The organism is Enterobacter sp. IF2SW-B1 (genome assembly GCF_001743375.1).
GTDB classification, from domain to species: Bacteria; Pseudomonadota; Gammaproteobacteria; order Enterobacterales; family Enterobacteriaceae; genus Enterobacter; species Enterobacter bugandensis.
In genome coordinates, this window is record NZ_MJAA01000008.1 from 309108 (window position 1) to 321438 (window position 12331).

Here is a 12331-nt window from a genome sequence, read left to right on the forward strand (position 1 = left end):
GTGCTCCGTTAATTAAGCCAGGCGCCGAGCGGTAACGTCACGTCCAGCAGGCGGTCAAAGGCGTACCACAGTAAAATCCCCATCACCACGCCTGAGATCCCCGCCGCGGGGAGGGTGGCGTTAAACAGCATGCCGATGACCATCGTCAGAATGGCGGTCGCCACCGGGAAGCCGAGCCACTCAAAGCCCCAGGCATACATCAGCAGGACAATCACCATCACCAGCAGACGCTGCAGAATGCGGCGCGGCGGCCACTCGACGGTATCCGGGTGGCGAAGCAGCAGCGCCACCGAGCAGAGCAGCATCAGGCCGACGATGCCCATCGGGAAGGGACGGGGTCCCACGGGTTCATAGCTGTATTCGCTGTGGATCTGCCAGGCGACAAACATCCCGCCAACGCAGAGCAGCAGCCATATCCCGGCAAAAATACGATCGCTCATAGCGCCTCCGGTTATTTCGCCAGGCCAAAGGCTTTCGCCTGTTCGCGGTAGTCATTCACCTGTTTTTTGACGTACTCATCCAGTGGCTTACCGGTCAGGTTAAACTCAAACAGTCCGCGCAGATCGCGCTGTTTCTTAAACTCTTCGGTCTGCTGGAGCTTGTTGAACGCGTCGACCCACCACTGGTACTCGGCGTCGGTCACTTTTGGCCCGACGAAGAAGCCGCGGATGATCGGCCAGACCAGGTTATAACCCTGCTCTTTGGCGGTCGGGACGTTCGCCAGCTGGCCTGGCAGACGGTTTTCCGAGAAGACCGCCAGCACGCGGATTTTATCCCCGCTCAGGTACGGCACCATCTCGCTGAGATCGCCGGAAACGGCCTGAACGTGGTTGCCCATCAGCGCCGTGACCGGTTCGCCGCCGCCCTCAAAAGCCACGTAGCGCATCTTGTGCGGGTCAACCTTCGCCTGCTGGGCGAGAAGGGCCGCTTTCATCCAGTCCTGGCTGCCGATAGACGCCCCTGCGCCAATCACCACGCTGTTCGGATCTTTTTCCATAGCGGTCAGCAGATCTTTCAGGGATTTCCACGGGGAATCGGCACGCACGGCAATCATTCCGTAGTCGGTGCCGACGGTCGCCAGCCAGCGCACGTCGTCCACACCGTAGCGGCCAAACTTGCCCTGCGACAGGTTCAGCAGCGAGCCGCCGGAGAAGGCCACCACCGTTCCCGCTTCCGCCGGACGTTGCGCGACAATCGCGTTATAGGCCACCGCGCCCACGCCGCCTGGCATGTAGGTGACGCGCATCGGTTTCTCAATGGCCTTCGTCTCCAGCAGGCTGACCTGAATAAGCTTGCAGGTGAGATCGAAACCGCCGCCCGGTTTGGCCGGGGCGATACATTCGGTACGGGACGGAGCGTCCTGGGCCTGAACGACAGAGGTACTCAACAGCAACACGCTTGCAGCAAGGGTAGAAAGTAATTGTTTTTTCATCGTTTATCCTCACGCCGGGGGTACGGGTCTTTTTTTCTGATTATGTGAACCACCTTGTAGCGGTTCCGTTGCGTGATTGTTAAAACAATAACCTTTCATTTCCCTTTCAACGGGACACCAACTTTACAGGATGTGACATGCGTCTCTTACTCGCAGAAGATAATCGTGAGCTGGCTCACTGGCTGGAGAAAGCGCTGGTGCAGGAGGGCTTTGCCGTGGACTGCGTCTCCGACGGACGTGCCGCCGACCATCTGCTGCAGGGTGAAAACTACGCGGTCGCTATTCTGGACATCGGCATGCCCGGTTTTGACGGCCTGGAAGTGGTCCACCGCCTCAGAAAACGGGGGCAAACGCTGCCGGTGCTGTTTCTTACCGCCCGCAGCAACGTGGCGGATCGGGTGAAGGGACTGAACGCCGGGGCAGATGACTATCTGCCAAAACCGTTTGAGCTGGAGGAGCTTGACGCGCGTCTGCGCGCCCTGTTGCGCCGAAGCGAGGGTCGAACGCAGGAGCGCCAGCGCCTTGGGGAGCTGGAGTATGACGACGAGGGCTTTTTCCTGCTGCGCGATGAACCGCTTTCCCTGACGCCGCGGGAGCTCTCCCTGCTGAAAGTGCTAATGCACCGCCGGACCCGTCCGGTTTCACGACAGCAGCTTTTCGACCAGGTGTTCAGCCTGAACGACGACGTCAGTCCTGAAAGCATCGATCTCTATATTCACCGGCTGCGTAAGAAGCTGACCGGCAGCGGCGTGCGGATCACCACCCTTCGGGGGCTTGGGTACGTGCTGGAGTGCGGCGATGAGGTGGGTTAAGCCGCAGTCGCTCTATCTGCAGCTGTTGCTTTTCCTGGGTCTGCCGCTGCTGCTGCTGTGGGGATTGTCGGCCTTTAACAGCTACGTTAGCGCGCTGCAGGCGGCCACGCAGGCCTACGATCGCACGCTGTTATCCTCTGCCCGCACCATCTCCGAGCGGCTGGAGGTGCGCAACAGCAGGCTGGCGGTGGACGTGCCCTGGGTGGTGCTCGACAGCTTTGAGCTCAACATGAACGACCGGCTCTACTATAAGGTGGTCGACCCCGACGGACGGGTGATCTCCGGCTATGACGATCTGCCGAAGATGCCGCCTGCGACGTCGCGCACCACGCTCTATCCGGCGCTGGCCTGGTTTTACCACACCGAATATCGCGGCCAGGCGATTCGGGTGGCGCGCCTGCTGCAGCCCGTAAATGAAGATAATGTTTTTGGCATGGCGGAGATTTACGTCGCCGAGACGCTCCAGTCCCGCCGCTATCTCGCCAGCCAGTTGCTCTTTTCATCCTGGGTTTCACAGGGGCTGCTGGTGCTGCTGACGCTGGTGCTGACCGCATGGCTGCTGCGCCGCGTGCTGCGCCCAATGCGCCAGCTTTCGTCACTGATGGTGCGGCGCGAGCCGGGCCTGCTCGCACCGCTGCCGGAGCTGCTGCCCTGGTCCGAGACCCGGCTGCTGATAGTCGCCTTTAACCGCTATATCGACCGGCTGCGCGGCGTGCTTTCGCGTCAGGAACGCTTTAACGCGGATGCGTCGCACCAGCTCAAAACGCCGCTGGCGGTGCTTAAAACCCAGGTCTCCGTCGCCCTCGCGCGTCAGGATCCCGCCCTGTGGCAGGAGAGCCTGCGGGCAATGAATGCCACCCTGGATGACACTATCGTGCTCACCGAGCGGCTGCTGCAGCTTTCAGCGGTGAAGGGAAAAGAGCAGGGGGATCGTCATTTTACGCCTGTGGATCTGGTTCAGGTGGTGCAGAACTGCTGCTTTTCCCGGCTGGCGCAGGCGCGGAGCAAGGCGATTGATTTAGGATATGACGGTGTACAGCAGCCGGTCACGATCGAAGGCGATGACGTTCTGCTGGGCGAGCTGTGCGCCAACCTGCTGGAGAACGCGATTAAATATACGCCTGCAGGCGGGACCGTGACCGTTTTCCTGCGCGTGGATGGCGGCGCCGTTGAGCTGAGCGTTGAGGACAGCGGCCCCGGCATTGAAGAGGATCAGATCTACCAGGCGATGCAGCCTTTCCACCGTCTGGACAACGTCGGGAACGCCGCCGGTTCCGGGATTGGGCTGGCGCTGGCGGGGGATATCGCCCGGCTGCACCGCAGCCATTTGCAGCTGACTCGCAGCGAAACGCTGGGTGGCCTTTGCGTCAAAATGCGCTTTCTGCTGCTTACGTAAAAAAGCCGGGGTTTCAAATCGTTACAATCTTCCTGTCCGCCGCACGCAGAGTGCTTGATCCCCCGCAGACTCAGGTTAAAATCTCGCGGTTTTGGGGACTTCTCTATAATTATGCAGGATCGCGACAATGAAAAAAGTGGCATTACTGGGCCTCGGCCTGATGGTTGTATCTGCGGCGGCTAACGCCATTAGCATTAATGGTTCGGCGGCTCAGGACTATACCCACCTCGGTTTTGGCATGGGTACTGAGACCTCCGGTCTGGCAATGACCGGCGGCTGGACGCACAACGATGACGACGGCGACGCGGCAAGCCTCGGCCTCGGTCTGAATATTCCTCTTGGCCCATTCCTGGCCACCGTTGGTGGTAAAGGTATCTACACCAACCCAAATGACGGTGATGAAGGGTATGCAGCGGCAGTGGGCGGCGGCCTGCAGTGGAAAATTGGCGACAGCTTCGGCCTGTTTGGCGAGTACTACTACTCTCCGGATTCCCTCTCCAGCGGCATCGACAGCTATGAAGAAGCCAACGCCGGCGCGCGCTGGACCATCATGCGTCCGATTACCATCGAAGCGGGCTACCGTTATCTGAACCTGGCCGGTAAAGACGGCAACCGCGATAACGCGCTGGCTGACGGCCCGTACGTGGGCGTGAGCGCAGGCTTCTAATCGTTCCGGCGCGGCGTTCCGTCGCGCCAGTTTCTCTCATCTCCACCCCGCGTTTGCGCTATAGTGTTTTGACCAAATAAGCGGGAGAACACAATGATTAACGTGGAGATGTTATCCACCGGCGACGAAGTGCTGCACGGACAGATTATTGATACCAATGCTGCCTGGCTTGCCGATCTTTTCTTTGAGCAAGGATTACCGTTAACGCGCCGCAATACCGTGGGCGACAATCTGGAGTCACTGGTCGCTGTTCTGCGCGAGCGCAGTGAACAGTGCGACGTGCTGATCGTGAACGGCGGGCTCGGCCCCACCGGTGACGACCTCAGCGCGCTGGCCGCCGCGACCGCAAAAGGCGAAGGGCTGGTGCTGCACGAGGCGTGGCTTTCGCAGATGGAGCGCTTTTTCACCGAACGTGGCCGCGTCATGGCCCCCAGCAACCGTAAACAGGCTGAAATTCCCGCCAGCGCCGAGCTGGTTGATAACCCGGTCGGTACCGCCTGCGGGTTTGCCATGCATCTGAACCGCTGCCTGATGTTCTTCACGCCGGGCGTACCCTCCGAATTTAAGGTAATGGTCGAGCAGCAGATCCTGCCGCGCCTTCGCGACCGTTTTACCCTGCCTGAACCTCCGCTGTGCCTGCGTCTGACCACCTTTGGCCGCTCGGAAAGCGATCTGGCCCAGAGCCTTGACCACCTTCCGCTGCCCCCGGGCGTGTCCATGGGCTATCGCTCCTCTATGCCGATCATTGAACTCAAATTAACAGGACCGGCCACGCAGAAAGAGGCGATGCTGGCCCTGTGGCCTGAGGTGCAGCGCGTGGCGGGCGAAAGCCTTATTTTTGAAGGGACGGAAGGGTTGCCTGAGCAGATTGCAAAACATCTGCAGACTCGCCAGCTCAGCGTGACCTTAAGCGAGCAGTTCACCGGTGGCCTGCTGGCGCTGCAATTGTCGCGCGTCAACGCGCCGCTGCTCGCCAGCGAAGTGGTGCCGTTTCAGCAGGAGACCCTGGCGCAAACCGCCCGCTGGGCTTCCGAAAGAAGGGTGAAGCATTTTGCCGGTCTGGCGCTGTTTGTCGGCGGGCTGGATGAGGATTACCTCAACTTCGCGCTGGCGACGCCGGAAGGCACCTGGGCGCTGCGGGTAAAAATGAGCATCACCCGCTACAGCCTGGCGGTGCGTCAGGAGGTGTGCGCCATGATGGCGCTGAATATGCTGCGCCGCTGGCTCAACGGCAAAGAGGTCGCCAGCGAGCACGGCTGGATTAACGTTGTCGAGTCGCTGTTCGTTGAGTAATGCCTGTGCCGGGGCCTTTCGCCCCGGCAACGTTCAGCCCAGCGCTTTCGCCAGCAGGGTAATCGGATGTTCGCAGCGCTTGCTGGTGGACATCTCAATCTGCCATTTACAGGTTTCGCAGTCCGTCACCACGATATCCGCGCCGCTCTCTTCAATCTGGCGGAACAGCGGGGCGCCAATTGCCTGCGAGGTTTCGTAGTTTTCACGCTTAAAGCCGTAGGTGCCTGCGATGCCGCAGCAGCGCGAATCCAGCACCGTCAGCTCCAGCCCCGGAATTAACCGCAGCAGCTCCAGCGTATAGAGCGACCAGCCCATTTTCTCCATATGACACGGGGTGTGATAGACCACCTTCAGCGGCAATGTTCCCAGCGGCAACGTCTTTCCGCTGTCCAGCTTGCGCCAGAGGAAGCGCGTCGCCAGCTCGATGTGCTCTCGCAGGCCGGTGTTGTCCACGTCCAGCAGGTGCGGATACTCATCGCGCAGGGTGAAGGTGCAGGTGGACGACGTCGCCAGCACCGGCATGCCTTTATCGACAATCGCTTCGCGCAGGGAGGTGACGTTGCTTTTGGCCTGCCTGCGCGCTTTATCGGTAAACCCGTTGGCAATCAGCGGCACGCCGCAGCACTTCTCTTTGCTAAGCAGCTGTACGCCGGTTCCCATGGCGTTCAGCACCTTCAGCAGGTCTTTTCCCAGCTGCGGGTGGTTGTAGTTCACATAGCAGCCGTGGAAAAAGGCTACCCGATCGTCGTACTGCGCCTGCTGTTCCGCGACGGTTTTATACCAGCGACGGAAGGTGCCGTGAGAATATTTTGGCAGGCTGCGGTGATGGTCTATTTTAAGCGTGGCATCCAGCAGCTGACGCACCGGCTTGAGTGAGGTTGCGGCATTCACCAGCGGGGCAAACGGCGTGGAGACGCTGCCCATCAGATCGGTATGGCTCAGGATCGCATCGCGCAGTGTCGGCTTTTGCGTGCTGTAGCGCGCCCGGGCGCGCTGGATGATGTCGCCGATTTTCACGTCCGACGGGCAGGCGACCTCGCAGCGCTTGCAGTTGATGCAGTATTTCAGCGCCTCGTCGTACAGCCTGCCGTCCTTCAGGCGCAGGCGCTCGCCGTCCGGCCCGGCCTGCTTTGGCCCAGGGTAGCGCGGGTTTACCCCGCTGACCGGGCAGACGGTGGTACAGACCGTGCATTTAATGCAGCTTTCGAAACGGGTGTCGTTCATTGTTCAGCCTCCACGCGCTGGATAATCTGCTCGGCTACATACAGCGCCGTGACGGCGCAAACCCCGCCGCCGCATCCCTGGGGGATCGGATCGTATCCGCCCAGCAGCGAGCCGATGGCAAAAAGATTACCGACGGGCATACCGGAAAGCTGCGGATGTAGCCGGTTATCGACAATTACGCCAAACTGCTGCCAGGGCTGCGGCGTGAAGAAATCACACTGATACCAGTCCGCGCGGGAAGCGGTTTGCCGCACATCCAGCCCCATAATCGCTTCCCGGATGCCCTCCCGGCAGCTCAGCAGCCCGTTGCTGAAGAAGCTCCCGCTCGCCAGCACCGTATAGCGGGCGCGAAGCGGAATATCCTCGTGGTTGCGCGTCCAGATTTCGCTCACCGCGCCGTCGGTCAGGGTGATTTTTTTCACCTCGTCACCCGCCATCCACACGCCGCCCTGCGCAACAAACTGGCGCTGAAGCTGGGTGTGCAGACGAATGCCGGGTACGGAAGGGGGAAGCGTCGGCAGTAAACCGAGCGTGCAGGGCAGACGATCCGAGAGCCAGCGCCAGAGCCGGTTGTCGTTTAAACCAAAGCAGGCGGGCATTAACAGGGCATCGCAGGTTTCACCGAGCGGCCTGAGCGCGTCATACAGCAGCGGCCATTTGTCCTCGTTATCCAGAAAACGGGCGATATTCACCGCGCGAAACTCGCTCGGGTTATCGCGCAGGATATCCAGCTCGGGCAGCTCTATTTCTGCCGTGTCGGCGTTGATGCCCTGGCGACAGAGCGAGGCCGCCGCGAGATGGGGTTGAAAATCCAGAAAGCCGCTAATACCCACCACCCGCACTCGTCCCGCGCTGACGGGGGCCACGGGGACTTCCTCCGGGCTGAGCCACGCGGAGCGCAGGGTGCCGAGCGGTGTGATGCGCTGGTGATTTTGCCTGGCGCTTCCCTTCAGACGCGCGCCGCAGCCCGCCAGCAGCGCTTCGGCTTCCAGCGCAAAGCGGTCAATATGCTGCGCGCCAACCAGGTGATAGGGGTGCTCCGGCGGCAGCCTGTCGCGGTACGCTTCGTCCACCAGATCCAGCGATCCCGACGAGAAGTGCAGGGCGCTCTGGCCGCGGGTGATAATGGCGCAGCGCAGCCCCTGCTTCGTGAGTTTGATGCCGCAGAGCAAGCCTGCCAGCCCGCCGCCGACGATTACGGTATCAAATTTCATCGTGTTGCTCCTTCTCCAGGCCGCAAAGTCCCTGATAGACCCAGCGGGTAAATTCGCTTTCGCGCAGAGCATCGCCCCAGGCGACAGGCTGAATGCCTTTCCAGCGCTCGTTCAAAAACGCGCTGAGCTGATCGAGCGACTGGGTGGCGGTGGTGGTATGAAAACGCTGCAGCAGCCCGGCGGCACGGCAGGCGCACAGCTCGCCCTGACAGGTCCCCATTCCGACGCGGGTGCGGCGGCGGAGATCCAACAGGCTGTTGACCGTCAGGTTCTCTACCGCGTACTGCACTTCGCCTGCGGTAACGGCTTCGCACTCGCACACCAGGCTGCGGCTCAGTCGTCCTTCACCGAGCCACTGCGGCGTCCTGTCGCCGTGGCGGTAGATGGCCGAACCGCGCAGCGGCGCGGGCAGGGAGATGATTTTTTGCAGCGTTTTTTCGGTAGACTGGCGCGATCCCGGCAACGGCTGTTCTGCGGTAACGCACGGTTCGGTATTTCCGAGCTTGCGGCAGACGGCATCGGTCGCCCACTCGGCCATCAGCCGGTAGGTCATCAGCTTGCCGCCGGTAATGGTGATAAACCCGTCCATGCCGTCGCGCTCGGCGTGATCGAGCAGCACGATGCCCCGGCTGACGTTACGTCCGCTCGGATCGTTATCGCTGGCGACAAGGGGACGCACGCCCGCGTAGGCGCGCAGGATACGCGTCTGCGCCATCACCGGCGCCAGCTTTTCCCCTTCGCGCAGCAGAATATCCACTTCTTCGGCGGTGACCCGGTTGACGTCAATGTCGCTGTAGTCAACGTGCGTTGACGTCGTACCGATGAGCGAAATGGTGTCGCCCGGCACCAGAATGTCGGCGTCAGACGGTTTGCGGCAGCGGTTGATGACGTGGTTATTGATGCGGTGGTCAAGGATCAGCAGCGAACCTTTGGCCGGGAACATGCGGATGGATAAATCGGCGTATTCCGCGATGCGCTGGCCCCAGATCCCCGCCGCGTTGACCACCACGGCGGCGTGCAGCTCGCTGTGCTCGTTGTACTGCGTATCAAACACCCGCACGCCGCAGATGCGATGACCCTCGCGGATAAGCCCGGTCACTTCATGTCCGGTCAGAATGCGCGCGCCATGCTCGCGGGCGTCCAGCATGTTGGCGGCGGTCAGGCGGAACGGATCGACGGTGCCGTCAGGCACCTTCACCGCGCCGATCAGCGTCGGGTTCACCGACGGCTCCAGCCGCCGGGCCAGCGCCGGATCCATAGCCTCAGCCTGAATGCCCGCTGCAGTACAGGCGGTTATAAAGTTTGACTGAAAGGCAAGGTCATCTTCGGGAAGGGTAATAAAGAGGCCGTCGGTTGGCTCTATGCAGTGTCGGGCGATACGCTTGAGGATCTGGTTTTCAGCGATACATTCGCGCGCGGATTCACCGTCGGTGACCGCATACCGCGCGCCGCTGTGCAGCAGGCCGTGGTTACGCCCCGTCGCGCCGGTGGCGATATCGTGGCGCTCCAGAAGCGTGACGCTTAAGCCGCGAAGGGCGCAGTCGCGTGCGATGCCGGCGCCGGTTGCGCCACCGCCAATGATAATCACATCGCTGTAGCGTGGATCGTGAATTGTCATTGCCTTTCCTCTATGTTCGTTTTTTAGCATTTAGCCACATAGATCGTGTGGTTTGTTTGATTTCGAACATAAACGCGCGAAATTCGAAACTGAAACGTGATTTCATGCGCTTTTTTGCGCATTCTGTCATATTTCTGTAACAATCTGTGCGTTGATTCACAGTAACAAACCGCATGTTTTTTTAACATCCCCGCCTCTGTAACCGGGCGCGAGATGCCTGGTCATTTTTTGAAAGGCCACGGAGGCTGTTATGCTCAGTATCTTCAAACCTGCGCCGCATCGGGCGCGACTGCCAGAGGCAGAGATCGATCCTCTCTACCGCCGTCTGCGTTGGCAAATCTTCCTCGGGATCTTCTTCGGGTATGCGGCGTACTATCTTGTACGTAAAAACTTTGCGCTCGCCATGCCGTATCTGGTGGAGCAGGGCTTCTCTCGCGGCGACCTGGGCTTCGCGCTGTCGGGGATCTCCATCGCCTACGGTTTTTCTAAATTCATCATGGGTTCCGTGTCGGACCGCTCGAATCCGCGCGTGTTCCTGCCCGCCGGTCTGATCCTCGCGGCAGCGGTCATGCTGTTCATGGGCTTTGTGCCGTGGGCGACGTCCAGCATTGCCATCATGTTCGTGCTGCTGTTCCTCTGCGGCTGGTTCCAGGGGATGGGGTGGCCGCCGTGCGGACGTACTATGGTGCACTGGTGGTCGCAGAAGGAGCGTGGCGGCATTGTGTCGGTGTGGAACTGCGCGCATAACGTCGGGGGCGGGCTTCCACCTCTGCTGTTCCTGCTGGGGATGGCCTGGTTCAACGACTGGCACGCGGCGCTCTACATGCCTGCCTTTGGTGCTATTCTGGTGGCGATTATTGCCTTCGCCCTGATGCGCGACACGCCGCAGTCCTGCGGGCTGCCGCCAATCGAAGAGTACAAAAACGACTATCCGGATGACTACAGCGAGAAGCACGAAGAAGAGCTGACCGCGAAACAGATCTTCATGAAGTACGTGCTGCCGAACAAGCTGCTGTGGTACATCGCGGTGGCGAACGTGTTTGTATACCTGCTGCGCTACGGCATCCTCGACTGGTCCCCGACCTACCTGAAAGAGGTGAAGCACTTCGCGCTGGATAAATCCTCCTGGGCGTACTTCCTGTATGAATACGCCGGGATCCCGGGCACGCTGATTTGCGGCTGGATGTCGGACAAAGTGTTTAAAGGCAACCGCGGCGCAACGGGCGTGTTCTTTATGACCCTGGTGACCATCGCGACTGTCGTTTACTGGCTTAACCCGCCGGGTAACCCATCAGTAGACATGGCCTGTATGATCGTTATCGGCTTCCTGATTTACGGCCCGGTGATGCTGATCGGTCTGCACGCGCTTGAGCTGGCGCCGAAAAAAGCGGCGGGCACGGCGGCAGGCTTTACCGGTCTGTTTGGCTACCTCGGCGGTTCCGTCGCGGCGAGCGCTATCGTGGGCTACACCGTTGACTTCTTCGGCTGGGACGGCGGCTTTATGGTGATGATCGGCGGCAGCGTGCTGGCGGTTCTGCTGCTGGTTGTTGTGATGATCGGCGAGAAACGTCACCACGCGGAAGTGCTGGCGCGTCGTCAATAAGGAGCATTGCGATGAAATTAACTCCATTAACCACCGGCCTGCTGCTGGCAGGCCTTATGACAGGCTCTGCCCTGGCGGCGGATAAAATCGTTATCGCCCACCGCGGTGCCAGCGGCTATCTGCCGGAGCATACGCTGCCGGCGAAAGCGATGGCCTATGCCCAGGGCGCGGATTATCTGGAGCAGGATCTGGTGATGACGAAGGACGACCAGCTGGTCGTCCTGCATGACCACTATCTTGATCGCGTCACGGACGTGGCGGAGCGTTTCCCGGACCGCGCGCGCAAAGACGGTCGTTACTACGCCATCGACTTTACCCTGGATGAAATTCGCTCTCTGAAGTTTACCGAAGGCTTTGAGATTGAAAACGGCAAGAAGGTGCAGGTCTACCCGGGACGCTTCCCGATGGGCAAATCTGACTTCCGGATCCATACCTTCCAGGAAGAGATTGAGTTTGTTCAGGGGCTGAACCACTCCACCGGGAAAAACATCGGTATCTACCCGGAAATCAAAGCGCCGTGGTTCCACCATCAGGAAGGGAAGGACATTGCCGCGAAGACGCTGGAGGTGCTGAAACAGTACGGCTACACCAGCAAGAAGGACAAAGTTTACCTGCAGTGTTTTGACGCCGCCGAGCTGAAGCGCATCAAAACCGAGCTGGAGCCGAAGATGGGGATGGATCTCAATCTGGTGCAGCTGATTGCCTACACCGACTGGAACGAAACCCAGGAGAAACAGCCGGACGGGAAGTGGGTGAACTACAGCTACGACTGGATGTTCAAGCCGGGCGCGATGAAGCAGATTGCGCAGTACGCTGACGGCATCGGGCCGGATTATCACATGCTGGTGGCGGAAGGCTCAACGCCTGGCCACGTGAAGCTGACGGCGATGGTGAAAGAGGCGCACGCCAGCAAGATGCAGGTGCATCCGTACACGGTGCGTGCCGACCAGCTGCCGCCATATGCCACCGATGTGAATCAGCTTTACGAGGTGTTGTATAAGCAGGCGGACGTGGACGGGCTGTTTACGGATTTCCCGGATAAAGCGGTGACGTTCTTAAAATAGAAAAAGGG

Annotated in this window: 11 protein-coding genes; 6 read left to right on the top strand and 5 right to left on the bottom strand. The window is 60.2% G+C overall.

Going from position 1 to position 12331, the window contains the following annotated elements; translation table 11 throughout:
* Nucleotides 1-8 precede the first annotated feature (8 nt).
* Together A6013_RS17385 and A6013_RS17390 are read right to left on the bottom strand one after the other, a co-directional pair.
* Complete coding sequence (locus A6013_RS17385; protein WP_014884622.1) at nucleotides 9-440, bottom strand: tripartite tricarboxylate transporter TctB family protein; 432 nt, start codon at nucleotides 438-440, stop codon at nucleotides 9-11.
* Nucleotides 441-451: 11 nt separating this feature from the next.
* A complete protein-coding gene (locus A6013_RS17390; RefSeq protein ID WP_047363034.1) occupies nucleotides 452-1432 on the bottom strand; it encodes a tripartite tricarboxylate transporter substrate binding protein in 981 nt (326 codons plus the stop codon).
* A gap of 137 nt (nucleotides 1433-1569) precedes the next feature.
* Here A6013_RS17390 and tctD point away from each other — a divergent pair, with 137 nt between their 5' ends.
* The 4 genes from tctD to A6013_RS17410 all read left to right on the top strand — a co-directional run bounded on the left by tctD (nucleotide 1570) and on the right by A6013_RS17410 (nucleotide 5600).
* The gene (gene tctD / locus A6013_RS17395; protein ID WP_028013915.1) at nucleotides 1570-2244 is read left to right on the top strand and encodes a transcriptional regulator TctD; all 675 of its coding nucleotides are present in this window, start codon (nucleotides 1570-1572) and stop codon (nucleotides 2242-2244) included.
* Nucleotides 2231-3640, top strand: coding sequence for a sensor histidine kinase (locus A6013_RS17400; protein WP_041908953.1), 1410 nt, complete (start codon nucleotides 2231-2233; stop codon nucleotides 3638-3640). The genes tctD and A6013_RS17400 overlap by 14 nt, the downstream gene beginning before the upstream one ends.
* A 127-nt stretch (nucleotides 3641-3767) precedes the next feature.
* Nucleotides 3768-4307, top strand: coding sequence for a YfaZ family outer membrane protein (locus A6013_RS17405; protein ID WP_069733490.1), 540 nt, complete (start codon nucleotides 3768-3770; stop codon nucleotides 4305-4307).
* A gap of 93 nt (nucleotides 4308-4400) precedes the next feature.
* Nucleotides 4401-5600 (top strand): nicotinamide mononucleotide deamidase-related protein YfaY, encoded by a 1200-nt coding sequence (locus A6013_RS17410; RefSeq protein ID WP_069733491.1) that lies wholly within the window; start codon nucleotides 4401-4403, stop codon nucleotides 5598-5600.
* 33 nt (nucleotides 5601-5633) lie between these two features.
* On the opposite strand, the gene glpC is transcribed toward A6013_RS17410, so the two are convergent.
* From glpC to glpA, 3 genes are read right to left on the bottom strand one after another with little or no spacing between them, the layout of a single operon-like run.
* Nucleotides 5634-6824, bottom strand: a complete 1191-nt coding sequence (gene glpC / locus A6013_RS17415) for an anaerobic glycerol-3-phosphate dehydrogenase subunit GlpC (RefSeq protein ID WP_069733492.1) — start codon at nucleotides 6822-6824, stop codon at nucleotides 5634-5636.
* Nucleotides 6821-8038, bottom strand: a complete 1218-nt coding sequence (glpB, locus tag A6013_RS17420; protein WP_069733493.1) for a glycerol-3-phosphate dehydrogenase subunit GlpB — start codon at nucleotides 8036-8038, stop codon at nucleotides 6821-6823. Before glpB ends, glpC begins: the two co-directional genes overlap by 4 nt.
* Nucleotides 8028-9656 (bottom strand): anaerobic glycerol-3-phosphate dehydrogenase subunit A, encoded by a 1629-nt coding sequence (glpA, locus tag A6013_RS17425; RefSeq protein ID WP_069733494.1) that lies wholly within the window; start codon nucleotides 9654-9656, stop codon nucleotides 8028-8030. Before glpA ends, glpB begins: the two co-directional genes overlap by 11 nt.
* A gap of 250 nt (nucleotides 9657-9906) precedes the next feature.
* Between glpA and glpT the strand changes: the two genes are divergently transcribed.
* On the top strand, nucleotides 9907-11259 hold the full coding sequence (glpT, locus tag A6013_RS17430) for a glycerol-3-phosphate transporter (protein ID WP_028013908.1): 1353 nt from the start codon (nucleotides 9907-9909) through the stop codon (nucleotides 11257-11259).
* Between the two features lie 11 nt (nucleotides 11260-11270).
* Nucleotides 11271-12323: a glycerophosphodiester phosphodiesterase gene (glpQ, locus tag A6013_RS17435; RefSeq protein WP_041908960.1), complete on the top strand. Its 1053-nt coding sequence runs from the start codon at nucleotides 11271-11273 to the stop codon at nucleotides 12321-12323.
* Nucleotides 12324-12331: the final 8 nt, after the last annotated feature.

Coding starts and splice junctions, on each gene's coding strand:
- glpT (WP_028013908.1), top strand. CDS start 9,907: ATGCTCAGTATCTTCAAACCTGCGCCGCATCGGGCGCGACTGCCAGAG.
- glpA (WP_069733494.1), bottom strand. CDS start 9,656: ATGACAATTCACGATCCACGCTACAGCGATGTGATTATCATTGGCGGT.
- glpQ (WP_041908960.1), top strand. CDS start 11,271: ATGAAATTAACTCCATTAACCACCGGCCTGCTGCTGGCAGGCCTTATG.
- A6013_RS17385 (WP_014884622.1), bottom strand. CDS start 440: ATGAGCGATCGTATTTTTGCCGGGATATGGCTGCTGCTCTGCGTTGGC.
- tctD (WP_028013915.1), top strand. CDS start 1,570: ATGCGTCTCTTACTCGCAGAAGATAATCGTGAGCTGGCTCACTGGCTG.
- A6013_RS17400 (WP_041908953.1), top strand. CDS start 2,231: ATGAGGTGGGTTAAGCCGCAGTCGCTCTATCTGCAGCTGTTGCTTTTC.
- glpC (WP_069733492.1), bottom strand. CDS start 6,824: ATGAACGACACCCGTTTCGAAAGCTGCATTAAATGCACGGTCTGTACC.
- glpB (WP_069733493.1), bottom strand. CDS start 8,038: ATGAAATTTGATACCGTAATCGTCGGCGGCGGGCTGGCAGGCTTGCTC.
- A6013_RS17410 (WP_069733491.1), top strand. CDS start 4,401: ATGATTAACGTGGAGATGTTATCCACCGGCGACGAAGTGCTGCACGGA.
- A6013_RS17390 (WP_047363034.1), bottom strand. CDS start 1,432: ATGAAAAAACAATTACTTTCTACCCTTGCTGCAAGCGTGTTGCTGTTG.
- A6013_RS17405 (WP_069733490.1), top strand. CDS start 3,768: ATGAAAAAAGTGGCATTACTGGGCCTCGGCCTGATGGTTGTATCTGCG.